We start from the raw sequence: 26,499 nt of genomic DNA, 5'->3' as shown, positions 1-26,499 counted from the left end.
GACAGAATAGTCTCCTGAAACAAGATCACGCAGGTAGTTGCACGACCGATCGAGGAGTTCACCATGCCGTTCACGGACCTCAACGGAAACGAACTGCGCAGCCTGCCACTCATTTACCGGCTGGGTCGAGACTTTCAGGTCGCTGAAGCATTTCGCTGGCGTGATCCCCGCGACAGCGACCGAGTGCTGACGATTCCCGCACACGACTTCTCCCTGCCCCCTGGGGAGGGAAACAGCACCGATTTCGCCTCAGTGCCACCGTTTCTCTGGGGGCTGATTGCCAGTTTCGGCAAACAAACGTTGCCGGCGATTCTGCATGATTCGCTCACCACCGTTGCCCAGCTGGCCCCCGCAGATCAGCGCCTAAAGCTGCGACGAACCGCTGATGAAGACTTCCGGGTCTCGCTCATTGACAGCGGGATGCACCAACTGCGTGCTCGCGTGATGTGGGCTTCGGTGGGCATGGAACGCTACGTCCGCTATGCCGGCCGGCTCGGTATCGCGATCATTGCGCAACTGAGCATCGGGGTGCTCGCGATTATCGCCGCCGTCGCGCTGGCGATAGCCGCGCATCCGCTGTGGCTCCTGCTCGCTCTGGTTCCCGCTATTGCTGCGCTGGCGTGGGGCAAGAATATGGATCTTATTTTCACCGCCAGCTACCTGGGTGCCCTGTATGCGCCTCTCGTCGCGGCCGCATTCCTCGGTTCGCGCCTCGAACAGTTAATGGCACTCTCTGTCTGGGTGGGAACCGGCACCCCCGGCCCCGCGCCCAAGGCCGAGCCCACGCTGCGCTGGCCTGATCGCGGCACCACCCTTCCGCCAAAATAGTGGTGAAACGCACAACGGCCGCCCCGCACAGTGCGGAACGGCCGTCGTAATGACTAGCGAAAGTTAGCGTGCAGCTGAACCATCGGTGTAGTCGGAGTCTTGCTGCTTCCAAGCGAAGAGAGCACGCAGCTCCTTGCCGGTTGCTTCGATGGGATGGTTCTGTCCCTTTTCGCGCAGGGCAAGGAACTCTGGCCCACCAGCATCCTGATCCTTGATGAAGCGGTCAGCGAAGGCACCCGACTGGATGTCTGCAAGAACAGCCTTCATGTTGTCCTTGACCGACTCGTCGATAACGCGCGGGCCGGAAACGTAGTCGCCGTACTCAGCTGTGTCAGAAACACTCCAACGCTGCTTGGCGATGCCGCCCTCCCACATGAGGTCAACGATGAGCTTGAGCTCGTGAAGTACCTCGAAGTAGGCGATCTGCGGCTGGTAGCCAGCCTCGATGAGAGTCTCGAAACCGTACTGCACGAGCTGCGAAGTTCCACCACAGAGAACTGCCTGCTCACCGAACAGGTCGGTCTCAGTCTCTTCGGTGAAGGTGGTCTTGATGCCGCCGGCGCGGAGGCCACCGATTGCCTTCGAGTACGACCATGCCATGTCCCACGCGTGACCAGTGGCGTCGTTCTCCACAGCAACAATGACGGGAACGCCACGGCCTGCTTCGTACTCGCGGCGAACGGTGTGACCCGGTCCCTTAGGGGCTACGAGGATGACGTCAACGTCGGAAGGCGCGTCGATGTATCCGAAGCGGATGTTGAAGCCGTGTCCGAAGACGAGGGTGTCGCCAGCAACAAGGTTGTCCTTGATGTCGTCGGCGTAAAGGCCGCGCTGGTGCTGGTCGGGAGCAAGGATCACAACAACGTCAGCCCACTTGGCTGCTTCGGCGCTGGTGAGCACCTCGAAGCCTGCGTCGGTTGCCTTGGCGATGCTCTTCGAGCCCTCCTTGAGGCCAACCTTGACCTGAACACCGGAGTCGCGCAGGTTCAATGCGTGGGCGTGGCCTTGCGAGCCATAGCCAATGACAGCAACCTTTTTGCCCTGGATGAGCGCGAGGTCAGCGTTATCGTCGTAAAAGATCTCGGTCACAGTAGTGATTCTCCTTAGTTGTTGGTGCTGTTAGTTCTTGAAAACTCGGTCGGTGATGCTCTTCGAACCGCGGCCCATGGCCAACAGTCCACTCTGAGCAATTTCTTTGATCCCGTAGGGTTCGAGCACTCGCAGGAATGCCTGAATCTTGCCCGAGTCGCCGGTGGTTTCAATGATGAGCGCATCGGATGCGACATCAACCACGCGGGCACGGAACAGGTTTACCGCTTCGAGAATCTGTGAGCGCGTCGTGTTGTCTACGCGCACCTTGATCAGAAGGTGCTCGCGCGTTACCGACTGCGCTGGGTCAAGCTCAACGATCTTAATGACGTTGATGAGTTTGTTAAGTTGCTTGGTGACCTGCTCGAGCGGCAGCTCTTCGACATCCACCACAACGGTGATGCGCGAAAGGCCTTCGATCTCGCTTGAGCCAACAGCCAGCGACTGGATGTTGAACCCGCGACGCGCAAACAATCCTGCGACGCGAGTGAGCAGACCTGGTTTATCTTCTACCAGCAGAGAAAGTACGTGACTCATCGCTTTACTCCTCTTCCCACTCTGGGGCATGATCACGGGCATACTGCACGCTTGAATTTCCGACACCCTGCGGCACCATCGGCCACACCATTGAGTCTCGGCTCACAACGAAGTCGATAACAACGGGGCGATCGTTGGTTTCAAGCGCGAGCTTGATGGCCGGGTCGATCTCTTCCTTCTTGGTGACGCGGATGGCGAGGCAACCGTAGGCCTCCCCCAGCTTCACGAAGTCGGGGATCATCACGGTGTCGTGCCCGGTGTTGAGATCGGTGAACGAGTGGCGGCCGTCATAGAACAGCGTCTGCCACTGGCGCACCATACCGAGGCTCGAGTTGTTGATGATCGCGACCTTGATCGGGATCTTGTTGATCGTGCAAGTCGCGAGTTCCTGATTGGTCATCTGGAAGCATCCATCGCCATCAATCGCCCACACGGGGCGATCGGGGTTGGCAACCTTGGCGCCCATCGCTGCAGGAAGGCCGTAACCCATGGTTCCAGCACCACCCGAATTGAGCCAGGAGTTGGGACGTTCGTGCTTGATGAACTGCGCAGACCACATCTGGTGCTGACCAACGCCCGCGGCAAAGATGCCCTCCGGCCCAGTGATTTCACCGACGCGCTGGATTACGTACTGCGGTGAGAGTAGCCCGTCGTCAGGCTCAGTGAAGCCGAGCGGGAACTGGTTGCGCAACGAATTGAGGCGCTCCCACCATGCCGAATAGTCGGGCGTGGTCTGCTTGCGCACCTCAGCGAATGCGGCAGTGAGATCGATGATCACGTCTTTGGCGTCACCAACGATGGGCACTTCTGCTGCACGAATCTTGCCGATCTCAGCCGGGTCGATGTCAACGTGAACGACCTTGGCAAGGGGAGCGAATTCGCTTGGCTTGCCGGTAACCCGGTCGTCGAATCGAGCGCCGAGCGAAATGAGCAGGTCGGACTCTTGGATGGCGAGAACCGCAGGCACTGAGCCGTGCATTCCCGGCATCCCAAGATTCAATTCGTTGGAGTCGGGGAACGCACCGCGAGCCATCAGCGTGGTCACGATGGGCGCACCCACCTGTTCTGCAAGCTCCAGCAGTTCTGCTGATGCGCCTGAGCGCACCACTCCGCCACCAACGTAGAAGACGGGGCGCTCGGCCTCGGCCAGCATCTGCGCCGCTGCCTGAACCTGCTTGCCATGCGCCTTCATGACCGGGCGGTAGCCGGGCAGGTCAACCTTGGGCGGCCAGATGAATGGGGCAGATCCCTGCTGGCAGTCCTTGGTCACGTCAACCAGCACCGGGCCAGGTCGGCCCGTTGTGGCGATGTGGTATGCCGCGGCCAGGGTCGCCGGGACGTCTTCCGGTTTGGTCACGAGGAACGAATGCTTCGTGATCGGCATCGTGATGCCCGAGATGTCTACCTCTTGAAAAGCGTCGGTTCCCATCGAGGTCGAGAAGACCTGACCGGTGATCGCGAGCAACGGCACGGAGTCCATGTGGGCATCCGCAATAGCCGTAACGAGGTTGGTCGCACCGGGGCCAGATGTTGCGATGCAGACGCCGAGCTTTCCTGATGACGATGCGTAGCCTTCAGCAGCGTGACCAGCACCCTGCTCGTGACGAACCAAAATGTGACGGATAGCAGTGGATGCCATCAGCTCGTCGTAGAAGGGCATGATTGCGCCGCCGGGCAAGCCGAAGACATCTTTCACCCCCAGCTTTTCCAGACTGCGCAAGATTGCACCAGAGCCGGTCAAAATCTCCGGTGTGGTGCTCTTCGGCCGCGGTACGGGGTCAGAGGACATGTGTAAATCCTTTAAATTTCACTGGTGAACGTGGTGCTAACTGGTTACCGCGCCGCGAGCGGCGGACTGCACAAGCTTCGAATACTTGGCGAGAACGCCTCGCGTGTAACGCGGAGGTAGGGGGGCCCAGCCTTTTCGGCGGGCTTCGAGCTCAGCGGAGTCGACAAGTAAGTCGAGCGAGCGAGCTGCGATATCGACCCGTATCAGATCACCATCGCGCACGAAGGCAATAGGACCTGCGTCTACTGCTTCGGGAGCTATGTGGCCGATGCACAGCCCGGTTGTGCCGCCTGAGAATCGTCCGTCTGTTAAGAGTAGTACATCTTTGCCGAGTCCTGCGCCCTTGATGGCCGCCGTGATCGCCAGCATCTCGCGCATCCCCGGCCCGCCCTTGGGGCCCTCGTAGCGGATGACGACAACAGAACCGGACTCGATTGTGCCAGCTGTGAGAGCATCTAAGGCTTCACGCTCGCGCTCAAAGACGCGCGCGGGGCCCTCAAACTCGGAGCGGTCGAAGCCTGCGGTCTTCACTACAGAACCCTCGGGGGCCAGTGAACCACTCAGAATCGTGAGCCCACCGGTCGGGTGGATGGGGTTGTCAATCGTGCGGAGAACTTCACCATCGAGAGGGTCGATATCCATCTCAGCGAAGTTCTCGGCAACAGTCTTACCCGTGACCGTGAGCGCATCGCCATGAATGAGCCCCTCTTCCATGAGCGCCTTCATGAGAACGGGCAGACCGCCGTGACGGTCAACATCGTTCATCACGTATTTGCCGAACGGCTTAAGGTCTCCCAGATGAGGAACCTTGTCGCCAATGCGGTTGAAGTCGTCGAGAGTGATGTCGACCTCAGCTTCGCTGGCGATCGCCAAGATGTGCAGCACAACGTTCGTGGAACCACCGAGAGCCATCGCAACGGTGATCGCGTTCTCGAAGGCCTTCTTCGTCATGATGTCGCGCGAGGTGATTCCCAGACGCAACAGGTTCACAACAGCTTCGCCGGAGCGGTGCGCAAAGTAGTCGCGTCGGCGGTCGGCGGATGCGGGGCTTGCCGAGCCGGGAAGGCTCATTCCCAGCGCTTCCGCAACACTCGCCATCGTGTTGGCCGTGTACATACCGCCACAGGCGCCTTCGCCGGGAGCAAAAGCACACTCAATGCGCTTAGCGTCAGCTTCGCTCATCCGGCCAGCCTTCACAGCGCCAACCGCTTCGAAGGAGTCAATGATCGTGATGTCTTTTTCGGTGCCATCACTGAGCTTGACCCAGCCTGGAGCAATCGAACCCGCATAGAGGAACACGGATGAGAGGTTGAGTCGTGCCGCAGCCATCAGCATTCCGGGCAACGACTTGTCGCAGCCCGCGAGCGTGACCGAACCATCGAGACGCTCGGCCTCCATAACGACTTCAACGGAGTCGGCAATGACTTCGCGGCTTACGAGCGAGAAGTGCATGCCCTCGTGGCCCATCGAGATTCCGTCAGAGACGCTGATGGTGCCGAACTGAAGCGGGTAGCCGCCGCCAGCGTGCACACCCTCTTTTGCTGCTTGAGCGAGACGATCAAGCGACAGGTTGCAGGGAGTTATCTCGTTCCACGAACTCGCAATACCAATCTGGGGCTTCTCCCAATCGGCATCTCCCATACCCACGGCGCGAAGCATCCCGCGCGACGTAGTGGCTTCAATTCCGTCGGTTACCGTGCGGGAACGTGGCTTAATATCGATCGAATTGCTCTCAGACATGCTTCGAGTTTAGGGCTTAGCGAAACCTCAGTTTGTCCGCGCAGAAACTGCGACTGCACGACGATCGGCGAGCACCTTAAGAACGTCGGCAATTTCGCGCGTTCCGGCGACTCGAAGTCTGGCCGCAGATGGTGCATCCCCCACCCGAACACCGAGGTCATTCGGGGCGAGCACTGCGATCGCATCCTCGTCAGTTGCGTCGTCTCCAGCAAAGAAAACTGCGTCGGCACCCACGTATTCACGCAGGCGCTCGATCGCATCACCCTTCGTTGCATCGTGGATGGCGAACTCGACAACGTTCTTGCCGAGACGTGTGGTCAGGCTCGGGATGTCGGCCTCCACGCGTGCTACTGCTTCGGCGGTTAGTCGTTCCGCGTCTTCCGCAGCCGTCATTCGAACATGCAGAGCCCGCCCGGCAGGCTTGAGCTCAACCCAAGCTCCCTCGGCGCTGTCGGCAAGCTCGTGCATGAGTGCATCAAGCTTCACCAATTCCGCGGCGTGTGCTTCACTCATCGGCAGAGCAGAGTCGCCCTCGTCGAGCCGATATTCCCAACCGTGCGAACCACCAAAAAGTACACGGTCGTCGAGGTGCGCCACATGCTCAAGGCTGTCGAGGGCCCGACCAGACACGAGAGCCAGCCGTGTATCGGCGAGGTCGAGAATCCGTAGCAGCTGCTCCTGGGCTTCAGGAAGTGCACGGGCGTCAAGCGGATCATCGACCTCAGGGGCCAAAGTGCCATCGAAATCGAGAGCGATCAGCAGGGTCGGCATCGCAACAAGCGCGTCAATCGCCGCAGCGATCTCCGTTTCAGAGGAATACTTCACGACTACTTGACTCGCTTTCGTTCGATGGTCCACTCAATCTCTTCGGCCATATCTAACGGCGCAATCCTGCGGTGACGATCCGATCGCGTCGCGGCCAAATTCTTGAGGAACGCGTTCGACCAGCGGGCCACATCGTGGTCGAGCACACGCTTGCGCATGGAACGCATCCGAGTCATACGATCAGCCTTAGGCATGTTGATTGCCCGCATCATCGCCTCCTTCACGCCGTCGATGTCGTGGGGGTTGATCAAAAGAGCCTTGCGTAGTTCCTCCGACGCGCCGGCAAACTCGCTCAGAATCAGCACACCATCGTTATCGAAACGGCTCGCCGCATACTCCTTCGCGACCAAGTTCATGCCGTCGCGCAGCGCAGTAACAAGCAGCACGTCAGCGGCTAAGTACAGTGCAACCATCTCTTCACGCGGGAAACCTTGGTGCAAGTAGCTGATCGGCGAGTGGCTCAGCGTACTGAACTGACCATTGATTCGACCAACTGTCAGCTCGATCTCGTCACGCAAGTGCATGTATGCCTCAACACGCTCGCGACTGGGGCTTGCAACCTGAATGAGCGCAACATCACCGACCTCGATTGAACCATCATGCAACAGCTCGCCGTACGCCTTCAGGCGGTGGCGGATGCCCTTCGTGTAGTCGAGGCGGTCAACACCGAGCATGACCGTCTTCGGGTTACCGAGACCCTTACGAATGTCGCGAGCACGCTGCTGGATAGCGGGATCGCGAGCGAGCTCCTCGAAGCTGCGGGAATCAATCGAAATCGGGAACGCCTTCGCTACCACCCGGCGCGTAGGTTGGCCGTCGATCGTGACCTCGATCGCCGGGTTCTTCGTCGGATGATTCGTGAGGCGACGCACGGCCGACGAAAAGTTGGCCGCGTCTGACGAACGCTGAAAGCCAACAACGTCGGCACCGAGCATGCCCTCAATGATCTGAGTGCGCCACGGCAACTGGGCGAAAATTCCGTATGGCGGGAATGGAATGTGATTGAAGAAACCGATAGTCAGATCGGGGCGCTGTTCACGGAGCATGCGCGGCACGAGCTGGAGTTGGTAGTCCTGCACCCAGACGACAGCACCCTCGGCGCTGTTCGCGGCTGCGGCATCCGCGAACCGCTGATTGACGGCCACGTAGTCGTCCCACCACTCACGATGGTAGGCCGGCGGTGCGATGACATCATGATAGAGCGGCCAGAGGGTGTCATTGCTGAACCCCTCGTAGTACTCCTCAATGTCTTGAGAGCTGAGAGGAACCGGAATGATTTGGATGCCGTCATTGCGAAACGGTTCGACCTCGAGATCGGGGCGACCGGCCCAGCCAACCCAGGCGCCATCCGCAGCCTTCATAACCGGTTCGAGGGCAGTAACGAGACCGCCAGGCGAGCGCTTCCAAGTGAGGGATCCATCGTCTTCAACGGTGCAGTCGACCGGCAACCGGTTGGAAACAACGACAAAATCGTACTCGGAGGGAGAAGAATTCTTGTGAGCTTCCATAAGTGGTCACTTTACCAGCGGGCTCTGCGCTCTGCCCGAGGATCGCCGCCCTCTCCCGGCCGGTGGCCGATGATCGCTAGGTGTACCCCGCCGCCTGCGTCAGAGCGGTCGAGAATCGACTGGAGCCAGAATTATTCTGGTTGCGGTCGATTTTCGTATCCGCTTCACGGCGAGTACCGAGAGCGCAACACTCACTACGGCAAGCGCGAGAAGCGCAAACGCGGCGGTGATCGCCGGCTGAGGGTTTCCGCCCGACAGGATCACGTACATGCCTTCGACCGCGTAGGTCAGGGGAAGGAATGGGCTCATTGCTTGGAACGGCGCGGCAAGTGCCTCAATCGGATAAATGCCGCCAGTTGAAGTGAGCTGGATCGCCAAGAGGAACAGCGAGATCACAAGCCCTCCTCGCCCGAGTGCCGCGGTCAAGAAGTAGTGAAATGCTGCAAACGAAATTGCCGTCAACAGTGCGAGACCTGCGGTAGCAGGCAGCAGCGTCCAGCTCACTCCGACGCCGGCATGAAGGAGGACAACGAGCAGAACCGCTTGAATCGCGGTCAACAGTGATGCTCTGACCAGCGTCGACGCAACAATTCGTCCATCCTTCGCCGTGGATGACAGCGAACGGTAGGTGGGCAAGCTCAGCACCAAGAACACGGCGAGCGCACCCAGCCACAAACTGAGGGGGATGAAGAAGGTCGCGATCGCCTGTGCCGGTTCGCTGACTTCGTTATCGGTACTCACCGAGAGGGTCACGGGCTCTGATGCGATATCTGCGTTAGTGCTTGCTGTATCTGGATCGCTCGACGGCACCTGCGCAGCACCTTCAGAGAGACCGGTCGCCAATTCTGAAGCCCCCGTCGAGATGCCTTTCGCCCCGCCGGTGAGAGCGGCTGATCCGGCGGAAAGCTCTCCAGCGCCCGACGCACTCTGGGAGATTCCGTACTGGATACCGCCTACCGCGTCAGCAGTCTGCGACTTAAGAGTTGCCCCGCCTACCGCCGCCTGCGTGAGCCCATCGACGACAGCTTGGAGGGTGCCTGTGAGCTGCGGGTCGTTGAGCTGCGCCTGAATTGCCGGATTGATGGATGCCAGTGTCGACGACAGCTGGGAGACGCTCGAGGTGTACTGCCCGACCCCTACCGTTAGCGAAGAGAGCCCCGCCGCACCATTGTTCAGCTCGCTGAGACCGGAGGCTAGCGAATCAACGCCCGTGGTGTAGGTGGTGAGTCCAGCGGTGAAGTCTGTGGCGCCATCCGACAACTCTGTGGCGCCATCTGCGGCAGTGGAGAGCGCTCCTCCGAGTTCACCAATGCTGGCGTAGATACCGTCAATGTACTGCGAGGTGATGGCGCGACCAAAGGTGTCGGTCATCGACTGGCCGACTACCTGCGCGACAGAGCCGGTGAGGTAGCTGTGCGAGTCGTCGGTTCGGATCGAGATTTGTGCTTGAGCGGGCTTATCCGTTGAGAGCGAAAGGATCGACTCTGAGAATTCTGCGGGCACCGTCAAGATTGCATAGACGTCACCTCGCGCCAATGCCGTTTCCGCATCATCCGAATTGGTGATCGTCCAGTCGAAGCCGTCGGCGCCAGTGAGCTCGGTGACCAGTTGGCGCCCAGCAAAGACGATCTGCTCGTCGCCGTCAAGGGCCGTTGTGGTCTGAATCTCGTCGTTGTTGACGAGCGCGACGGGGATGTCGTCAATCGCGCTATCGCCATCGCCAATTGCGGCGACGAAGAGCCCGGTGAAAGCCAAAGGAATCAAGGCAACAGCGGCGAATCCTGCCACTGTCAGCCAGCGCTTCTTCGGCAGAGCTGTGGGGTATGAGGTACTCATCGAAGCAGTCCTTCCGGTGCAAGGAGATAGAGGTCGACGAGGAGCACGTTGCGTTCTCCGCGATCGATTGAATGGGCAACGGTCGCTGGCGACTCGGTGCCGAAAATGATGGTTGTTGTGGCGTCCGCGAGTCTGCCGACAGCGGTAAGGAATGCTGCCTCGTCTTCTTCAGAGGCGAACTGATCAAAGCGGTCGAAGAACACAATCTCTGTGCCTTCAGCGAGCGCGATGGCGGCAAGTGCTACCGCGCGTTCGAGTTGCGGCAGGGCACTGATGTTCGTTTCGGCGGTGATGCGCACGGTTCGCCGTGCGGTGACCTGCGCGAGCACATCATCAACACGTCGGATCCAGTCGCGCACACTCGCTGAGGTTCGCCAGCTTCGGCCCAACGGCTGAGTCATCTCGAGTCGTTCGCGCAACATCGCGACAATGGATAGTGGACCGTCGGTATACGGCGAACCCGCAACTTCGGCGAGCGCCACTACTTTGTTCACGTGGGCTGCGTGCGAGGGAAGCGGGTATCCCGCAACCTGCACTAGGCCCGACACGGGCGGCAGCACTCCGCTGAGCGTCGCGCCCATCACGCGGCGCTCGCGACGTTCTCCCGAAGCAATCACCAACGATCCGCGGGGAATTGCGAACGCAATAGGCCCGAGTCGATACTCGGCATCCCCGATAACGAGATATTCGGAGCTCATTGCTAAGGCAGTTTGTGTGCTCGCCCAGTCGAGCTCGTGGCGGTGCTCGCGCAACTGCTCACCCTCGATATCCACATTAGGGAGCAGCCGGCTGAGCCATGCCGGTAGCCACCAGGCAGCGTTACCGAAGAGAGCCATCAGGGCTGGCACCAGCGTCATCCGCACCAGGAATGCGTCAAATGCGATTCCGACGGCAAGCCCGAGTGCGATGGGTTTGATGGTGCCGCTGCCTTCAGGAACGAAAGCGAAGAAGACGAAGAACATGATCAGAGCGGCCGCGGTGACAACACGAGCGCTGCTGGCGAATCCATGACGCACCGATGATGCCGCTTTGCCCGTCTTGACGAACTCTTCACGCATTCCTGATACCAAGAACACTTCGTAATCCATCGCCAGCCCGAAGAGCACCGCCATCAACAGAATCGGCATGAAACTCAGGATGGGGCCAGGGTTTTCGACCCCGATGATGTCGCCGAACCAGCCCCACTGGAACACCGCAACAACCACACCGAATGAGGCGACAACCGAAAGCAGGAACCCGGTTGCCGCCTTGAGAGGCACGAGCACCGAACGGAACACCATCATGAGCAACAAGATCGAAAGCCCGACAACGATCACGCCGAAGGGCACCAGGGCGTCGCTGAGGCGGTTCGAGATATCGATGCCGATCGCCGTAGTGCCGGTGACGAAGATGTGGATGTCGTACTTGCGTTCAAGTTCAGGAGCGAGATCGCGAATGGTTTGCACAAGCGCTTTGGTCGCTTCGGAGTCTGGCGAGCTCGATGGCGTCACCTGAATGATGGCGGTGTCGAGCCCGTCGTCAGGGAACCCCTGAGAGACAAAGTCGACGTCATCGAGCTGCTCCAGATCGGCGGCGATCGATTCCAAATCATCCTGAATGTCGATGGTTTGAGTGATGTCGAGAGCAACCACAAGTGGTCCGTTATAGCCCGGGCCGAATCCTTCAGTCACCAAGTCGTAGGCTTCGCGCTGCGTTGAGCCCGCTGGCTCGGATGCGCCATCCGGAAGGCTCAGTTGGAGGCTGGCAGCCGGAATGGCGAGCGTTCCCAAAACTGCCACGACGGCAATGGTCGCAAGCCACGGGTGACGGGTTACTCCGCGTACCCAGCGGGCGCCCATGGTCTTGCTCTCATTCGCGGATACCGTGAACCGGCGATACGCTCGCGACCCAGGCTTGGGGATGAGGCGAGCCCCGGCCAATCCGAGCAAGGCTGGCAGCAGTGTTGTTGCGACGCCCATCGCAATGAATACGGCGACCGCGGCCCCTATGCCCATCACACTCAAGAACGGGATTCCCACAACGAGCAAGCCAAGCAGGGCGATGATTACGGTGACTCCGGCAAACACCACGGCGCTTCCGGCCGTGCCCACCGCCATCGCGGCGGACTCTTCGGGGTCCTCCCCCGTGGCGAGCTGTGCTCGATGCCGAGAAACAATAAAGAGTGCGTAGTCGATGCCGACCGCGAGCCCAATCATGAGCGCGAGAAGCGGCGCCGAACTCGACACCGTCGTGAATGCCGAGAGCGTCGTGATGAGCCCCATTACAATCCCCACGCCAAGCAGCGCGCTCAAGAGAGGCATTCCGGCCGCGAGCAGCGACCCAAAGGTGATCACGAGCACAAGTGCGGCAAAGAAGACACCGACAATTTCGGTGACCGTAATGCCGAATGACGTGTCCTGGAATACTTGGCCGCCGAACTCGACCCGCAGGTCTGCATCGCTGCCAATCTCGGCCGTAGTAACCAGTTCTTCAAGGGTGGCATCGGTAACGTCCGTCGCGACACCATCAAACTGCACGCGGATGATCGCCATGCTGTGGTCATCAGAAATGGCCTTGCCCGCATACTCGCTGAACGGACTCACCGCCGAGTCGATCCCGTCAATGCGGTCGATAGCCGAGGTGATGCGTTCGATCACATCCTCTGAAGCCTCGATGCGTGATCCGCTCTCGTCAACAATGACTGCAGTCGCGGCGGCCCCCGCCACTGAAGGAAACACTGCCTCGAGCCGATCAAGTGCGGCCTGCGACTCGGTGCCCGGAATCTCGAACGACTCTTGGGTTTGCCCACCAAGTGCGACTCCCGCGCCGAGCGTTCCTGCGATGAGCAGAATCCAGACGATGAGCACACGCCACGAATGCCGGAACGAGAATCGGCCGAGCCGATAGAGAAGAATTGCCACGAGAGCTCCGGTTCTTGAGGGAGAAAGTTACTTGCTGCTAACGGGAGCGAGCAGTTCGCTCATGATCGTGATGAGGGCCGCGCGAGTGTCGTGGTCTGCTTCGAGCGGCAGATCAAGGTTGTCTGCGGTGCACAGCATGTAGGCCGATCCGCCGAGAGCGATGCCGAACCGCATCTTGTCGTGCGGATTTGCCGTGCTGGAGGAGAAGAACTCCGCGAGGTTGCGCACAGTGTTGTTGGCGCGTTCGATCACCGGCACGTCCTGAAGCGATGGCCCTTGATTGATGAACATGTGAACTTCTTGCCTGCAGTCGAACAAGAAGTCGACGAACTGTTCGAGGAACTTAGTGCGGTAGTCGGGTGACAGCCCACGCATTTCGAGTTCGGCCATGAGTGCTTCTAAGCGATCGATCGCCGGTCCAACGGTGGCTTCGAGGAGCGCCTCTTTAGAGGTGAAGTGGTAGAGCACGGTGGATTTTGAGAGACCCGCGAGTTCGGCAATTCTCTGAATCGAGGTACCTGTGTAACCCGCGGAGGCGAATTCGGCGAGCGCGATGCGCTGGAGCTCTTCATGACTAGACACCTGTAGAGACTAACTGACCGATCGGTCAGAACTGTCCAATCGGTCAGTTTCACAGCCCATCTCCAGCACACGCCCCTCCCGCTGGCCGCAATCAGAATGTCGCGCTAGCGTTAGCCCCTAGACCGACGCACCAACCACGGAGGAAAAATGCGCAAGTACCTGTTCAACGGCAGTCTCCTCGGCGCAGTCGCAGGCGGCTGGAGCATCTTTCAAACGACCAAACAGGGGCCACGTGACTGGCGTCTCATCCTCATGTGGGTCAGCTGGGGACTCACCGTGGCGATCGCCGTCGGCACCATCGCCAAACAAGCTCAAAACTCCTACGACCTCGAGGAGTAGTCGGTAGCGGCGTGCGCGCCTGCCGCAAGTAGCGGCGTGCGGCAAAACGCGCCCTGAGGCGCACTAACCCATTACTTGCTCGTCGGCGAGCGCCCTATGCTTCGAGCGGTAGCGGGCTGCGGCCTCCACAACGCCTTCGAAGAGACGCAAGTCTTGTTTGGCATCCTCTTCTGGATGCCACTGCACGGCAACGCCAAAGTCGACGCTCGGCAGCTCGACCGCCTGGATGATGCCATCCTCGCCACGCCCGGAGATGATGAGCCCGTCAGCGAGAGTATCGATCGCCTGGTGGTGATACGACTTCACGGCCACGCTATCGTCGCCACCGAGCAGCGCAGCGAGGATTGTGTCGGGTTCAACCGCAACATCGTTTACCAAAAATACGCCGCCCCCGGCGCTATAGCGCGCTGATCCGATCACATCAGGGAGGTGCTGAATGATTGTTCCGCCCAGCGTCACGTTAAGCACTTGCGCACCACGGCAGATACCCAAGAAGGGCACGTTCTGCTCAATGGCAGCATGCAAGAGTGCGTCTTCGAATGCATCGCGATCTTTGCGAGGCACATCAGCGGTTGGATGCGCTTCCTGTCCATAGCGCGCCGAGTCAACGTCTTTGCCACCCGTGAGAATCAAGCCATCGAGTCCCTGGATGATCGACGCGGCAATCTCGGAATCTACCGGCTGCGGCGGCAGCAGAACGGCGACGCCGCCGGCGTCCGTCACTGCTTCAAAGTAGATCTTCGGTAGGAATGAGGCGGGGAGGTCCCAGACACCGGTTTGGGCCTGCTCGAGGTATGACGTGAGCCCGATTATTGGCCGTGAACTGGTGCCCATGCGGACTCCTCTCCATCAAAGAACTAGAACGTTTGTAACCAAAAGGATATAGGCCAGCGTGACCCAAATGCGTCTTCCTGAGAGCGGTTCTCAGGAAGTTCAGCTAAATTCGGCAACTTACTCGCCTGTCTAACCGCATCGAAGCGGTTTCGGCCAGTGCGCTGCAGTGTGCACCAATCCGGCTCTTCCGTCGCCCACACCCGAGGGAACGCTGAGCCACCACGAGATTGTTCTTCGCTTCGGCAGCCATTTCACCCTGACCCAAACCAAGGAACGCTGTTGAAACGAACTATTACTATGCTCGCCGTTGGGGCGTTGCTCATTGGCGGCACAGTACCCGCAGCGATACTGCCGACCACCAACAACGACACCTTTCTCGCCGATGCGACAACTCTCGCAGCCGCCGCAGATGGTTCGATTAGCGCAGCGCCTGCAGATGACATTCAGACTTTTGCGTCACCGGCCACCGGTGAAGTCGCTCCTATCGTTCGCGACTCGTACCAAATTGAGCAAGTCGAACAACAAGTTGTGATCACTGCGGCCGGTATTACTGGCCTCCTCGAAGTGTTCCCCGCCAACGGCCCGGTCAACGACGCTTTTGGCTACCGCGGCACCGAGTTCCACGGCGGCATGGACATCATGGCCCCCGAAGGCTCAGCAGTTGTTGCGGCCTCCCCCGGAACGGTCGAGAGTGTGACCTATGGAGGCGGCTGGGGCCGTCACGTGATAATCGATCACGGCAACGGAGTCAAAACGCTATACGCGCACATGATTGAAGGCTCGCAATTGGTTACTGCCGGACAATGGGTTGCTGCCGGCACTCCCCTAGGATCCATAGGCAACACCGGCTACTCAACGTTCCCGCACCTTCACTTCGAGGTCTACGTGTTCGACGCACGTGTCGACCCGGCGCCCTGGTTGCCGTAGTCAGAAGTTGAGGGTGCGCGCTATAGCTACGCACCCAGCACGCAGAAGTGTGGCCCCGAGCAATGGCGCCACACTCAGCTAACAGACAACTAGACCGTGTGACGGATGTCTAGCTAACGACATCCATTCGACGTCGCACATAGACGGCGGCGACATCAAGCAGGATCATGCTCGTTGGTACCAACCACCAGATGGGCCCGGCTCCCCCGCCTCCGGTGAAGGCGAGTGTCGGCAGCCCTGCAGCTGCCAACGGATTTGCCCCATCGCATTCAAGACCGATGAGGTCACCCACCGGCACGCACGAGCCGCGCGGCAAGCTTTACAAGTGAAGTGCACCTCCCCGGACTTGAACCGGGAACCCACTGATTAAGAGTCAGTTGCTCTGCCAATTGAGCTAGAGGTGCGTGGCTGGGTTTGCCTCTCAGGGCAACCGAGGAACAACGTTACCATGAGTTAAAGCGACTAAGGAGCACAATGACCACGGAACCCACTCGACTTACCGCAGGCACCCCCGCACCAGGTTTTTCTCTGCCTGATCAGGACGGAAATTTGGTGTCGTTGAGCGATTTTTCTGGCAAGAAAGTGATTCTGTATTTCTACCCAGCAGCGATGACTCCCGGCTGCACGACGCAGGCTTGTGACTTCCGCGATCAGCTCGGCGCACTGCAGTCAGAAGGCTATGTCGTGTTGGGTGTTTCGCGCGATACTCCCGAAAAGTTGACCAAATTCCGGGAACAGGAAGCCCTCACATTCCCACTGCTCAGCGACCCTGATCACGAAGTGCACGAGGCGTATGGAGCCTGGGGTGAGAAGAACCTGTACGGCAAGCAGGTCGTTGGCGTCATCCGCTCCACCTTCGTTATTGACGAAGCCGGCGCGATCACACTCCCGCTTTACGCAGTGAAGGCCACTGGCCACGTCGCATCACTGCGCAAGAAGCTCGGGCTCAACTAGCCTTCGCGCCTCGTGGTCGCCGCCAGTACCGGCTTGGTAAACAACAAGACGAGCACGGCGATCGCGGGCATGAGCAAGAGCCATCCGACATCGGGACGCGCGAACACGCCCTGAAAGGTGCCAATAGCCACAGAGATTTGCAACACCTGCCACACCACCGCTGCACCGCGAATCCACGCCTGGCCTCGCAGCACGCTGATGCCAATCACCGCCACCCAAATGGCGGCCAGTGCAGCGAGCACGGTCAATGCGATCGCGCTCGGGTACGACTGAGGCGTCTCGCTAGCCAACTCAAAGATTAGGTAGGCGAGGACACCAAATAGCAGGGCACTCTCCAGAAAAATTACGAGAGCAAGCGCAACCAGATACCGATGGTTACGACTCGGTTTTTCTTCTAGGACAAGTTCGTCTACCATTCGCTCCCCGTTAAATCGCTGAAAGACCATTGCTTTGCATTGTTTGATATGCGATTCTAGTTGAGGTTGATTTCTGGCTCCCAGTGTTGCGAGCGAGACCCACACACTTTCTCAAGCTCGACGCCGATTTAGGCGTATTTTTTGTGCGCTCGAGCAACGCAACACGCTGTAAGGAGCAACACATGGACTGGCGCGATAACGCTGCATGCCTCACCGCTGACCCGGAGCTTTTCTTCCCGGTAGGAAACACCGGTCCGGCCGTTGACCAGATCGAAAAAGCAAAAGCCGTCTGCGGTCGCTGCTCGGTTACTGAAATGTGCCTCCAGTACGCGCTCGAAACCAATCAAGACTCTGGCGTGTGGGGTGGCCTCAGCGAAGACGAGCGCCGCGCACTCAAGCGTCGCGCTGCACGCGCCCGTCGCGCGTCCTAAGACCGCACTGCTCGTAGCACCCTAAAACCGCTGCGCTACTTTGTGCGCGTGAGCCAGGTCAGCGGAATATCGATTGTTACCTCGGTACCGCTGCCCATGAGCGTATGCCAGTCGATAGTTCCACTCAGTTCACCCTGAATAAGGGTGCGCACGATCTGCGTGCCGAGCCCCTCGCCCACTCTTCCTTCAGCGAGCCCAACGCCGTTGTCGCGAACCTGCACGGTGAGCTTGTCTGCGGTGCGGCGAGCATCAATCTCGACTGTTCCATCCGCGCGCCCGGCAAGACCGTGCTCTACCGCGTTCGTCACTAGCTCTGTCAGCGCCAAGGCCAGCGGGGTCGCATATTCGCTGGGCAGTGCGCCAAAACTTCCCACGGATGTCGGGTGCACCGTCGTATTGTGACTAGACGCCACCTCAGCGATCAGTTTCAGTACGCGGTCGAACACCACGTCGAAATCAACGCTCTGGTTGAGACCCTCAGAGAGGGTGTCGTGCACAACCGCAATCGCAGCGACTCGACGCATCGCGTGCCCCAAAGCTTCACGCGCGACCTCGCTGTGGGTTCTGCGTGCCTGAATTCTCAGCAGCGATGCCACTGTTTGCAAGTTGTTCTTCACCCGATGGTGAATCTCACGAATCGTCGCATCCTTCGTGATCAGTTCGCGCTCCTGATGGCGCACCTCGGTCACATCGCGGCACAAGACAATCGCACCAACGCGTTCGCCACGATCGCGAATCGGGATCGCGCGCAACGACACCGTCACACCGCGTGCCTCAATGTCGGTGCGCCACGGTGCCCGGCCAGTAACAACCAGCGGAAGTGACTCATCCACCTCAGGCTGACCGGCGATAAGAGCCGTCGTGACCTCGGCGAGAGATTCCGCCTCCAGCTCACCAGAGAAGCCGATGCGGTTGAACGCCGACAACGCATTCGGGCTTGCGAAGGTGACGAGACCATCAACATCCAAGCGAATCAGACCATCGGATGCCCGGGGTGCCCCACGACGCGGCGACGCAGGGGCGCCCATGTCAGGAAAATCGCCAGCAGCAATCATGGCGAAAAGATCGTTTGCACAGCCGTTGAAGGTGAGCTCTTGCCGGGAGGGCGTGCGGGCATCTCCCAAATTTGTGTGGCGAGTAATGACCGCGATGGGAGTTTCCGTGGTCGCGTTACCGCTGGCTGTGAGCCTGCGCATCACCGGTACGGCACGCACCCGGGTGGGTGTCTCTTCGTACCAAGATGGAGCTGCTGCGTCGACAATGCGCGCAGTCGTGAACGCTTCGGTTACCTGCGTTTTCCACTCGGGCTTGACCTTCTGTCCAACAAAGTCCCGGTAGAAGAGAGTTGCTGAGCTGCTGGGGCGCGCGTGGGCAACCGCAACAAACTGGTCATCATCGCTCGGGACCCACAACACGATGTCGGCAAACGCGAGGTCGGCGAGCAACTGCCAGTCGCCAACCAGCATGTGCAGCCATTCGATATCAGCCTGGCTCGAATGGCCTTGCTCCTGGACTAGATCACTGAGTGTCGACACTCTTACAGATTACCTGCGCACCAGCATCCTGTTGAACAGTGAGCGCCGCGGCTCTGGCTCGTCGGCTTCGGGCACGAGCCGGGAGGTCACGAGGTCGCGCACTGCGAGTCGCGCCGGTGAGCGCGGTGCGGCATCCACCAGCGTCTTGCCGCTCAGCACTGCGCCGTCGAATCCTGCAAGGTCATGAGGAACGAGAATCGGATGCTCAATTCCCCCGAACCGCGACAGCGTCTGAGTCACTTGCCCGTGCGGGTTCATGCCGCTCGCACTCACCCGCACCTTGTTCATCACTACACTCACGCTTCGCGTTGAGACTGTTTCGAGCAGATCTACGTGTGCACGCAAGAACCGCGAGAGGCCCACAGGATCTGCCCCGCCCACCGCAATTAGGTGGTCGGCGGCTCGCACCGCCGTAACCGCTGCGGCGTTGCGCCGAGGCGCGAAAAGGTCGCTCGTGATCTCTTCGTCATTCTCAAGACTCGAGCTGGTATCGAGCACGGTGTAATCGACCCACTGGCGACACTGCGCAATGGTCGTTCCGACTCGCTCTGCGGAGAGCTCTGGCCACCGACTGGGTCTGCCAATGCCGGTGAGCACCCAGAAACCGCCGACTGGTGACTCATAGCGTTGCCCGATGCGGGCCAGCTCGCCAGTCGTGAGGGTGTCGGTTCCTGCAAGGCGGCACGCGGCGGCAAAGCCAGGAGCCTCGTCGAGCATGCCCAAGGCTGGCGCCACCGAAGCCCCATGCGTGTCCACATCGGCAAGGGCCACGCTGTGCCCGAGCGCTGCTAACTCGGCGGCAATCGAGATGGCGACGGAGGTGCGACCGGGAGCCCCTCCAGGACCCCACACCGCGATCACCTGCCCCAGGGTGCTTCGTGCGGCGGTTTCAGATTCTGAACTCCACTGAGATCGGGCGAGCAGTGCATCCACCGCCGACCACCCAGTCGTGGCATCGACGATGTCATAGAGTCCGAGATCACTCGCATAGCGCTGCTCGCGCTCGCTGCTGGCAACCGCGATGAGTCTGACGCCGGCCTGATCGCACGCGGCGATCAGCCGATCAGTCAGGTAGCGTGCCTCGGAGGCGACAAGGGCGATGTCGGTGTGAGCCCCCGCAACGCGCGAAGCAAGCTCGGGCGCGCTCACGGCGCGTAAAATGATCTCATGGCCGTGGTGCACGGCGTCGAACGCGAACTGGTCTTCAAGGTTGACCGGCATCGCCAGCGCGAACGTCGCCATCTCAACCCTTCGCAGGAAGGTTGGCGGGGATCACAGAAAGCACATCACCGTTAGCCATCGCCTCAAGCAATCGGGCAACCCGCGAGCGGGGAACGAGCAATTCAAGCGCGCTGCTTCCTGCAGACGAAACGAGCGAGTCGTTGTCAACAAGTCGCACAACAACAGCATCCGAAATGATAACCCCAGGGGGCCCATACCCGCCGTTTTCTGCCTCGGCACTTGCCCACACATCGACGGATGCTCCAGACGACACCGTCTCAGCCAGACCACCCTGCGGCGACACAACAACTGCGGTCAGCGACAACCCCTCATGGCTTCCCAGGGAGGATGTCGGGATCAGCTCCCCCGCACCGATCGGCCGTGTCGCAATAAAGCCTTCAGCCGGCAGCTCACCTCGCGCAATGTAGAACTCGCTTGATTCGTTGAGTTTTACGCTTCGCACGACGAGATCGCTGCTCATCACGCGGTCACCCGGGGTCAAGGGCGAGGCGGCCGCATAGATCTCAATCGAGTCATCTGCCGTGGCAACCAGGGACACAACGCCCACGATCGATGCCACGACGAGCACGATACCGATAGCAAGGCGGGGGTCGAGGGCAAGAGCTCGTGCACGAGCTTGAGACTGGGTGCGACCGGAACGACGGCTCACAGTGCGCATTCCACGGGTCGGGTGTTGATCATTGCACCATCGTTCGTTACTGCCCACAAGTGGCGCAAGAGTTATCCACATCAGCCCCATTCACAGGCGCACGAGAGCATAATCGAATCATGAACGCGATCAACCCAGCAGATGGTCTCGGGCGATTTCTCACTCTGGCCGATACTGCCGAAGTGCTCAGCGTCTCTCCGCATGAGGTTCTTGACCTAGTGCGTTCGGGCGAACTGCCCGCAATCAAAGTTGGCAGCAAAGGCCAGTGGCGCATCGAAAACTCCGTACTTGAGTCCTACATTGAGGCTTTGTACGAAGAGACTCGTCGCATGAGTCTCTGGAACCAGTCCGACATTGCCACCGTGACCGAAGTGAACTTCGGAGAACAGCGCACGCGCTAGTGCTGCACCGCTAGATTCACCTGCGTTCGGCCCGGGGCAACCGGGCCTGACCGCGCCAGCCGCGCCCTCGCCTACGCCTACGCCTACGCCTACGGTCGCACGAGCACAAGACTCGCAAACGGCACCAACCGGTATTCCGTCACCGCAGTCTCACGCCGCACCACCCCTCGTTCATGGACGGCAATATCTAGGTGGTCTCGCCCCACACGATCAATCGTGCCGTGAACTTCGCCTGCGACCAGCAATAGCGACACAGCACGGCGACGACGACACAGATCGCGCAAAACATAGCTCAGCCCCAAACGCTGCGAGAGGCTCGGATGCCCGCTCGACGGCATTGTGGCGAGGCTCGGCGTGATGTGGGCCGCCCCAAGCGAGATGCCCGCCATCGCCGCGAACGGAATAATGCACTGCGCTGGGCGGCCGCTGTCGTCGACAAGGTCAGCCGACATCCAATCCCGTCCGATGGTTGCCGGGCGGATGATGAGTCGTGTTCCCGTGACCAGCACAACGGAAAGCGTGAGCGGCGATTGCTCGGAGCTGCGCGCGTGCAGCGACACAATACGGTCGCGCATGCTTAGACGGCCTAGGCGCAGCCGTTCCTCCTCGGCATCGACCTCGAGGTCGTCAGCAGTGATTTCGTTCTCAAGCTGACTTTCGAGGTCGTCAAAGAGTTTGTCCCAGCGCATGGGCTGACGGTACTGGCGACAAGGCAAAACGAACAATGTTATCCACAATTGAAAATTAGTCATAGACAATTGGTCTCAGTGCTGGTTGAGTGTGGTCTACCCCCCAACGGGGGTATACATTGCCGTCTTGACCTTTTACCTGGGAGATCATGAGTACCGAGCCGCTCCGCAAGCCTTCGCCCAGTGAAGACACTCCTCCACAGCCGCGACAGCGCACTGGACCCCTTCCCTCCAAAATCATTCGCCCGCGCTTCGTGCCCGACGAGTTTTTTGGCCACCAGCCCACTCCGAGCGCCGAGTTGCCCGACCCTGCTCCCCTGGTCGAAAACCTCACCCGCTGCGTGATCGAGGTTCTTGCCGGCGCTCGCGACCTTGAGCAGATTGCCCGGTGGGTCACCGATGACGTTTACCGCCACCTACTCAAGCGCACCGTATTATCTGCGCGTGCTCGTCGCGCAAAAGGACAGCCCATCACGCGGCCAAGCTTCACCATGGGCTCGATCCTCCTGTGTGAGCCCCGCGATGGTGCGGTCGAAGCTGTTGTGATCGTTCGCGGTCGAGCACGCACTCGTGCTGTTGCGGTGCGCCTCGAAGGCCTCGACAAGCGTTGGCGAGCCACCGCCATTAACGTTCTCTAGCCAGCAGGGTGCTGCAGGTTCAGTGCGCTCTAGGCTGCGGTGCGCAACGGGCAGCACCGTGTCTGAGTATGCACAGCCTCGGCTTAACGACGTATGCCGCCATCGACCGAGCGGTGGGAGCATACGTCGTTGCTAAACCCTATTTCTTGCGCTTGTCCTGCGCACGACGCTGCGAACGGTTAAGCGGCGCGTCGTCTGCACTCTCCGCACGCTGACCGAATGCACCACGCTCGCCACTCTGAGGCTGCTGCGGTTGCTGCGGTGCCGTCTGCTGAGCCTGGCGCTTCTGCGCACCCGCAGTCGCAGCGCGCTCAACCTGGCCGCGCTCGTTGCGAACCTCAACCTCGCCTGCGGCATCAGCGCTGGGCGCCGAGTAGCTGAGCGCTGCGGCCTGTGAGCTTGCCGGATCCAAACCTCGTGCCTGCACGGTGGTGGAGTCGCCACCGCCGCTGACCTCAACATCAAGGTTAAACAGGAAGCCGACAGACTCTTCGCGAATCTGGCCCATCATGGTCTGGAAGAGAGCAAAACCTTCGCGCTGATACTCGATGAGCGGATCGCGCTGGGCCATTGCACGCAGGCCGATCCCGTCTTTGAGGTAGTCCATCTCGTAGAGGTGATCTCGCCAGCGGCGGTCGATAACGCTGAGCACAACGCGGCGTTCGAGCTCACGCATGGCGGTTTCGCCAAGCTGCTGCTCGCGACGCTCATAAGCGATCGCCGCATCAGAGTGGATCTCCTTCGCGACGAACGTGCTTGTCAGCTTGCCGCGCGAACCGCCTTCGGTCAGAACTTCGTCAACCGTGATGCCGATCGGATACATGGTCTTCAGTTCGGTCCACAGAACGTCGAAGTCCCAATCCTCTGAGTGGCCCTCTGCTGTGTGAACTTCGACAACCTCGGTCACAACGTCTGTCAGGAAGCGCTGAACGCGGTCCTTCAAATCGTCACCCTCGAGGATGTGGCGGCGGTCGCTGTAGATAGCCTCACGCTGGCGGTTCAACACATCGTCGTACTTGAGAACATTCTTGCGAATCTCAGCGTTACGCGATTCCACCTGTGACTGAGCACTGCGGATGGCGCGGCTGACAACCTTGGATTCGATCGCCAAGTCGTCGGGAACTGTCGAGCGCCCCATGAGCGCTTCGGCTGCACCGCTATTGAATAGGCGCATCAGATCATCCTGAAGCGACAGATAGAAACGGCTCTCTCCGGGGTCACCCTGACGACCTGAACGACCACGCAGCTGGTTGTCGATACGACGCGACTCGTGACGCTCGGTGCCCAATACGTAGAGGCCACCAACATCGACGACCTTCTTGGCTTCCTTCTCGACCCCGGCCTTGACGTCGGCGAAAACGTCATCCCAAGCGGCTTCATAGTCGTCAGGAGTTTCGGTCGGGTTAAGACCACGGCTATTCATTTCAGCAACAGCCAAGAACTCGGCGTTTCCGCCGAGCATGACGTCTGTTCCACGGCCCGCCATGTTCGTGGCAACGGTGACCGAACCCAAGCGCCCGGCCTGAGCGACGATGGCAGCCTCGCGAGCGTGGTTCTTGGCGTTCAGGACCTCGTGCTTGACGCCTTTCTTGGCGAGCATCCGTGAAAGCAGCTCACTCTTCTCAACGCTAGTTGTTCCCACGAGAACGGGCTGGCCAAGTTCGTGACGCTGAGCGATGTCGGCAACAACCTGCTCGAACTTCGACTGTTCGTTCTTGTAGATCAGGTCGGACTGGTCGATGCGCTGCATCGGCTTGTTAGTCGGGATGGCGACCACACCAAGCTTGTACGTGGACATGAACTCGGCGGCCTCAGTCTCGGCGGTGCCGGTCATTCCCGAAAGCTTGTTGTATAGACGGAAGTAGTTCTGCAGCGTGACCGTGGCGAGAGTCTGGTTCTCTGCCTTGACGGTAACGCCCTCCTTCGCCTCGATTGCCTGGTGGATACCTTCGTTGTAGCGGCGGCCCTGAAGAATACGACCGGTGTGCTCATCGACGATCAGCACTTCGCCGTTCATGACGACGTAGTCCTTGTCTTTCTTGAAGAGGGCACGCGCCTTGATCGAGTTGTTCAAGAACGAAATCAGCGGTGTGTTTGCCGACTCGTACAGGTTGTCGATACCGAGGTAATCTTCGACCTTTTCGATGCCGGGTTCGAGCACACCAACGGTGCGCTTCTTCTCATCAACCTCAAAATCGACCTCGGGGATGAGCTTCTTCGCAAGATTGGCGAACTCAGTAAACCAGCGGTTTGCCTCGCCTGACGACGGGCCCGAAATGATCAACGGCGTGCGAGCCTCGTCGATCAAGATCGAGTCAACCTCGTCAACAACAGCGAAGTGGTGACCGCGCTGAACCATGTCGCTCGCCTGCCACGCCATGTTGTCGCGCAGGTAGTCGAAACCGAACTCGTTGTTGGTTCCATAAGTAATGTCTGCGGCGTACTGCTCGCGACGTTCTACAGGGGTCTGACCTGAGACGATGCATCCGGTGGTCATCCCGAGGGCACGGAAAATGCGTCCCATCAGTTCTGACTGGTAGCCGGCCAAGTAGTCGTTGACGGTAATCACGTGCACACCCTGCGCCGCAATCGCGTTGAGGTAGGCAGCTAGTGTCGCCACGAGGGTCTTGCCCTCGCCGGTCTTCATCTCGGCGATGTTGCCCATGTGCAACGCAGCGCCACCCATGAGCTGAACCTCAAAGTGACGCATGCCGAGAGTACGGCTCGCCGCTTCACGGACGGCGGCAAATGCCTCCGGGAGCAGATCGTCGAGCGATTCGCCTGCGGCATAGCGCTCACGCAACTCAGTGGTCTCATGCTTGAGCTCATCGTCGGTCAGAGTCTTGAAGTCTTCCTCGAGCTGATCGACTGCTTGCGCATAGCCTTTCAAGCGTCGAAGAAGTCGACCCTCGCCCACACGAAGTGCGCGTTCCAAAACATTCGCCACCGAATACTCCCATTCTTGTCGGACGGATCCGACGCTGGCACTGCTCGACGAAGCGCAGCCTTTAGACGCTTACGTCGCGGCAACGCGGTGAGTGCATTCAGCGCACAGCCGCGTTACCGGTTCGTAATCGTATCAAGTTCACGCCAAAAACTTGGTGTGCTTAGCCGTTGGCGACCTTACGCTTGCGCGAACGACCTCCGTCAGCAGCCTCATCGGCCTGCTCTTCTAGGCCAATAACACCATAATCCCAGCCCTTGCGACGGTAAACCACGCTCGGGCGATCGGTCTGGCTATCCACAAAGAGGAAGAAGTCGTGACCGACCAACTCCATGTGATCGAGTGCCTCTTCCACAGTCATATGGCTCGAAGGGAACACCTTTCGCCGGATAACAACGGGCGAGTAGTCGTCGTCGCCAGGCTCTGGCTCGGCGTTCGGTGTCGGAACCGAACCGGTAGCGACACTTTCAATCACTTCCGGACTCGCTGGAGTGATATCAACGACAGCAAATCCACCGGCACTAGCCTCACGCAGAGACGTGGGGCGGTGATTTCCGCGGTGAACTTTCTTGCGGTCGAGGGACTGACGAATGCGCTCAACGAGCTTACCCATCGCCAGATCGAAGGCAACATATTTATCCGAACCAGCAGATTCTGCTCGAACAAGCGGTCCTGGTCCGATCAACGTCAACTCAACACGATCGTCGCCACTTGACCCTTTGGTTTCGTGGTGGCGGCTCACTTTGATCTCGAAGGCGATTGCCTTCTCAGAGAGGTGAGCGACCTTCTCAGACTTTTCGATCGCATACTCACGGAAACGATCCGTGACTCCTACATTTCGTCCGTTGACGGTGATTTCCACGGCG

Annotated in this window: 25 protein-coding genes and 1 tRNA gene; 7 read left to right on the top strand and 19 right to left on the bottom strand. The window is 59.7% G+C overall.

The features are described from left to right. Positions 1-63 precede the first annotated feature (63 nt). Positions 64-828: a DUF1353 domain-containing protein gene (locus tag ACTJJW_RS04850; RefSeq protein ID WP_462643010.1), complete on the top strand. Its 765-nt coding sequence runs from the start codon at positions 64-66 to the stop codon at positions 826-828. A gap of 63 nt (positions 829-891) precedes the next feature. Here the strand turns inward: ACTJJW_RS04850 and ilvC are convergent, their stop codons facing one another. From ilvC to ACTJJW_RS04805, 9 genes are all read right to left on the bottom strand, one after another. Then, positions 892-1,917: a ketol-acid reductoisomerase gene (gene ilvC / locus ACTJJW_RS04845; protein WP_462643009.1), complete on the bottom strand. Its 1,026-nt coding sequence runs from the start codon at positions 1,915-1,917 to the stop codon at positions 892-894. Between the two features lie 30 nt (positions 1,918-1,947). Then, on the bottom strand, positions 1,948-2,454 hold the full coding sequence (gene ilvN / locus ACTJJW_RS04840; protein ID WP_462643008.1) for an acetolactate synthase small subunit: 507 nt from the start codon (positions 2,452-2,454) through the stop codon (positions 1,948-1,950). A gap of 4 nt (positions 2,455-2,458) precedes the next feature. Further along, on the bottom strand, positions 2,459-4,243 hold the full coding sequence (locus ACTJJW_RS04835; protein WP_462643007.1) for an acetolactate synthase large subunit: 1,785 nt from the start codon (positions 4,241-4,243) through the stop codon (positions 2,459-2,461). A gap of 36 nt (positions 4,244-4,279) precedes the next feature. Beyond that, positions 4,280-5,983, bottom strand: coding sequence for a dihydroxy-acid dehydratase (ilvD, locus tag ACTJJW_RS04830; protein WP_462643006.1), 1,704 nt, complete (start codon positions 5,981-5,983; stop codon positions 4,280-4,282). 27 nt (positions 5,984-6,010) lie between these two features. Then, the gene (gene otsB, locus ACTJJW_RS04825) at positions 6,011-6,808 is read right to left on the bottom strand and encodes a trehalose-phosphatase (protein ID WP_462643005.1); all 798 of its coding nucleotides are present in this window, start codon (positions 6,806-6,808) and stop codon (positions 6,011-6,013) included. A 2-nt stretch (positions 6,809-6,810) separates the two neighbouring features. Beyond that, positions 6,811-8,316 (bottom strand): alpha,alpha-trehalose-phosphate synthase (UDP-forming), encoded by a 1,506-nt coding sequence (otsA, locus tag ACTJJW_RS04820; protein WP_462643004.1) that lies wholly within the window; start codon positions 8,314-8,316, stop codon positions 6,811-6,813. 99 nt (positions 8,317-8,415) lie between these two features. Beyond that, a complete protein-coding gene (locus ACTJJW_RS04815; protein ID WP_462643003.1) occupies positions 8,416-10,152 on the bottom strand; it encodes a YhgE/Pip family protein in 1,737 nt (578 codons plus the stop codon). Further along, positions 10,149-13,052, bottom strand: coding sequence for an MMPL family transporter (locus tag ACTJJW_RS04810; RefSeq protein ID WP_462643002.1), 2,904 nt, complete (start codon positions 13,050-13,052; stop codon positions 10,149-10,151). Before ACTJJW_RS04810 ends, ACTJJW_RS04815 begins: the two co-directional genes overlap by 4 nt. Positions 13,053-13,079: 27 nt before the next feature. Beyond that, positions 13,080-13,634, bottom strand: a complete 555-nt coding sequence (locus tag ACTJJW_RS04805; protein WP_462643001.1) for a TetR/AcrR family transcriptional regulator — start codon at positions 13,632-13,634, stop codon at positions 13,080-13,082. 147 nt (positions 13,635-13,781) lie between these two features. Between ACTJJW_RS04805 and ACTJJW_RS04800 the strand changes: the two genes are divergently transcribed. Further along, complete coding sequence (locus tag ACTJJW_RS04800) at positions 13,782-13,973, top strand: hypothetical protein (RefSeq protein ID WP_462643000.1); 192 nt, start codon at positions 13,782-13,784, stop codon at positions 13,971-13,973. A 63-nt stretch (positions 13,974-14,036) separates the two neighbouring features. Here ACTJJW_RS04800 and ACTJJW_RS04795 read toward each other — a convergent pair whose 3' ends face one another. Continuing rightward, a complete protein-coding gene (locus tag ACTJJW_RS04795) occupies positions 14,037-14,807 on the bottom strand; it encodes a gamma-glutamyl-gamma-aminobutyrate hydrolase family protein (RefSeq protein WP_462642999.1) in 771 nt (256 codons plus the stop codon). Positions 14,808-15,086: 279 nt separating this feature from the next. On the opposite strand from ACTJJW_RS04795, the gene ACTJJW_RS04790 reads away from it, so the two are divergent. Next, the gene (locus tag ACTJJW_RS04790; RefSeq protein ID WP_462642998.1) at positions 15,087-15,734 is read left to right on the top strand and encodes a M23 family metallopeptidase; all 648 of its coding nucleotides are present in this window, start codon (positions 15,087-15,089) and stop codon (positions 15,732-15,734) included. Between the two features lie 109 nt (positions 15,735-15,843). Here ACTJJW_RS04790 and ACTJJW_RS04785 read toward each other — a convergent pair whose 3' ends face one another. Together ACTJJW_RS04785 and ACTJJW_RS04780 are read right to left on the bottom strand one after the other, a co-directional pair. After that, on the bottom strand, positions 15,844-16,026 hold the full coding sequence (locus tag ACTJJW_RS04785; RefSeq protein WP_462642997.1) for a hypothetical protein: 183 nt from the start codon (positions 16,024-16,026) through the stop codon (positions 15,844-15,846). Positions 16,027-16,065: 39 nt separating this feature from the next. Continuing rightward, positions 16,066-16,138: transfer RNA gene (locus ACTJJW_RS04780), tRNA-Lys, on the bottom strand. A 70-nt stretch (positions 16,139-16,208) separates the two neighbouring features. Here ACTJJW_RS04780 and bcp point away from each other — a divergent pair. Next, positions 16,209-16,688 (top strand): thioredoxin-dependent thiol peroxidase, encoded by a 480-nt coding sequence (gene bcp, locus ACTJJW_RS04775; RefSeq protein ID WP_462642996.1) that lies wholly within the window; start codon positions 16,209-16,211, stop codon positions 16,686-16,688. On the opposite strand, the gene ACTJJW_RS04770 is transcribed toward bcp, so the two are convergent. After that, positions 16,685-17,104, bottom strand: a complete 420-nt coding sequence (locus tag ACTJJW_RS04770; protein ID WP_462642995.1) for a hypothetical protein — start codon at positions 17,102-17,104, stop codon at positions 16,685-16,687. The genes bcp and ACTJJW_RS04770 overlap by 4 nt on opposite strands. Before the next feature lie 182 nt (positions 17,105-17,286). Here ACTJJW_RS04770 and ACTJJW_RS04765 point away from each other — a divergent pair, with 182 nt between their 5' ends. After that, positions 17,287-17,535 carry a WhiB family transcriptional regulator gene (locus tag ACTJJW_RS04765; protein WP_009772809.1) on the top strand — a complete coding sequence of 83 codons (249 nt, stop codon included), beginning with the start codon at positions 17,287-17,289 and terminating at the stop codon, positions 17,533-17,535. Positions 17,536-17,570: 35 nt separating this feature from the next. Here the strand turns inward: ACTJJW_RS04765 and ACTJJW_RS04760 are convergent, their stop codons facing one another. The 3 genes from ACTJJW_RS04760 to ACTJJW_RS04750 are packed head-to-tail and all read right to left on the bottom strand — an operon-like array spanning position 17,571 to position 20,970. Continuing rightward, positions 17,571-19,070: a sensor histidine kinase gene (locus ACTJJW_RS04760; protein WP_462642994.1), complete on the bottom strand. Its 1,500-nt coding sequence runs from the start codon at positions 19,068-19,070 to the stop codon at positions 17,571-17,573. A 9-nt stretch (positions 19,071-19,079) separates the two neighbouring features. Next, positions 19,080-20,312, bottom strand: coding sequence for an AAA family ATPase (locus tag ACTJJW_RS04755; protein WP_462642993.1), 1,233 nt, complete (start codon positions 20,310-20,312; stop codon positions 19,080-19,082). Position 20,313: 1 nt separating this feature from the next. Beyond that, the gene (locus ACTJJW_RS04750; protein WP_462642992.1) at positions 20,314-20,970 is read right to left on the bottom strand and encodes a CpaB family protein; all 657 of its coding nucleotides are present in this window, start codon (positions 20,968-20,970) and stop codon (positions 20,314-20,316) included. A gap of 110 nt (positions 20,971-21,080) precedes the next feature. Here ACTJJW_RS04750 and ACTJJW_RS04745 point away from each other — a divergent pair, with 110 nt between their 5' ends. Further along, positions 21,081-21,362, top strand: coding sequence for a helix-turn-helix domain-containing protein (locus tag ACTJJW_RS04745; RefSeq protein ID WP_462642991.1), 282 nt, complete (start codon positions 21,081-21,083; stop codon positions 21,360-21,362). Between the two features lie 89 nt (positions 21,363-21,451). Here the strand turns inward: ACTJJW_RS04745 and ACTJJW_RS04740 are convergent, their stop codons facing one another. Continuing rightward, the gene (locus tag ACTJJW_RS04740) at positions 21,452-22,051 is read right to left on the bottom strand and encodes a hypothetical protein (protein ID WP_462642990.1); all 600 of its coding nucleotides are present in this window, start codon (positions 22,049-22,051) and stop codon (positions 21,452-21,454) included. A 149-nt stretch (positions 22,052-22,200) separates the two neighbouring features. On the opposite strand from ACTJJW_RS04740, the gene ACTJJW_RS04735 reads away from it, so the two are divergent. Continuing rightward, positions 22,201-22,689, top strand: a complete 489-nt coding sequence (locus ACTJJW_RS04735) for an Rv3235 family protein (RefSeq protein WP_462642989.1) — start codon at positions 22,201-22,203, stop codon at positions 22,687-22,689. Positions 22,690-22,828: 139 nt separating this feature from the next. Here the strand turns inward: ACTJJW_RS04735 and secA are convergent, their stop codons facing one another. Further along, positions 22,829-25,636: a preprotein translocase subunit SecA gene (secA, locus tag ACTJJW_RS04730; protein ID WP_462642988.1), complete on the bottom strand. Its 2,808-nt coding sequence runs from the start codon at positions 25,634-25,636 to the stop codon at positions 22,829-22,831. 160 nt (positions 25,637-25,796) lie between these two features. Then, complete coding sequence (gene hpf / locus ACTJJW_RS04725) at positions 25,797-26,495, bottom strand: ribosome hibernation-promoting factor, HPF/YfiA family (protein ID WP_462642987.1); 699 nt, start codon at positions 26,493-26,495, stop codon at positions 25,797-25,799. Positions 26,496-26,499 lie beyond the last annotated feature (4 nt).

The sequence above is a fragment of the Rhodoglobus galactosidasius genome, assembly GCF_054957775.1.
Note: the sequence above shows the minus strand (reverse complement) of the source record. Positions and strands in the feature narration are given on the sequence as shown.

What these genes read in the sequence shown, in the direction of transcription:
- ACTJJW_RS04835 (WP_462643007.1), bottom strand. Translation starts at nt 4,243, where the DNA reads ATGTCCTCTGACCCCGTACCGCGGCCGAAGAGCACCACACCGGAGATT.
- ACTJJW_RS04795 (WP_462642999.1), bottom strand. Translation starts at nt 14,807, where the DNA reads ATGGGCACCAGTTCACGGCCAATAATCGGGCTCACGTCATACCTCGAG.
- ACTJJW_RS04745 (WP_462642991.1), top strand. Translation starts at nt 21,081, where the DNA reads ATGAACGCGATCAACCCAGCAGATGGTCTCGGGCGATTTCTCACTCTG.
- ACTJJW_RS04755 (WP_462642993.1), bottom strand. Translation starts at nt 20,312, where the DNA reads ATGGCGACGTTCGCGCTGGCGATGCCGGTCAACCTTGAAGACCAGTTC.
- otsA (WP_462643004.1), bottom strand. Translation starts at nt 8,316, where the DNA reads ATGGAAGCTCACAAGAATTCTTCTCCCTCCGAGTACGATTTTGTCGTT.
- ACTJJW_RS04800 (WP_462643000.1), top strand. Translation starts at nt 13,782, where the DNA reads ATGCGCAAGTACCTGTTCAACGGCAGTCTCCTCGGCGCAGTCGCAGGC.
- ACTJJW_RS04765 (WP_009772809.1), top strand. Translation starts at nt 17,287, where the DNA reads ATGGACTGGCGCGATAACGCTGCATGCCTCACCGCTGACCCGGAGCTT.
- ilvD (WP_462643006.1), bottom strand. Translation starts at nt 5,983, where the DNA reads ATGTCTGAGAGCAATTCGATCGATATTAAGCCACGTTCCCGCACGGTA.
- ACTJJW_RS04740 (WP_462642990.1), bottom strand. Translation starts at nt 22,051, where the DNA reads ATGCGCTGGGACAAACTCTTTGACGACCTCGAAAGTCAGCTTGAGAAC.
- bcp (WP_462642996.1), top strand. Translation starts at nt 16,209, where the DNA reads ATGACCACGGAACCCACTCGACTTACCGCAGGCACCCCCGCACCAGGT.
- ACTJJW_RS04735 (WP_462642989.1), top strand. Translation starts at nt 22,201, where the DNA reads ATGAGTACCGAGCCGCTCCGCAAGCCTTCGCCCAGTGAAGACACTCCT.
- ilvN (WP_462643008.1), bottom strand. Translation starts at nt 2,454, where the DNA reads ATGAGTCACGTACTTTCTCTGCTGGTAGAAGATAAACCAGGTCTGCTC.
- ACTJJW_RS04850 (WP_462643010.1), top strand. Translation starts at nt 64, where the DNA reads ATGCCGTTCACGGACCTCAACGGAAACGAACTGCGCAGCCTGCCACTC.
- ACTJJW_RS04750 (WP_462642992.1), bottom strand. Translation starts at nt 20,970, where the DNA reads ATGCGCACTGTGAGCCGTCGTTCCGGTCGCACCCAGTCTCAAGCTCGT.
- ACTJJW_RS04815 (WP_462643003.1), bottom strand. Translation starts at nt 10,152, where the DNA reads ATGAGTACCTCATACCCCACAGCTCTGCCGAAGAAGCGCTGGCTGACA.
- ACTJJW_RS04770 (WP_462642995.1), bottom strand. Translation starts at nt 17,104, where the DNA reads ATGGTAGACGAACTTGTCCTAGAAGAAAAACCGAGTCGTAACCATCGG.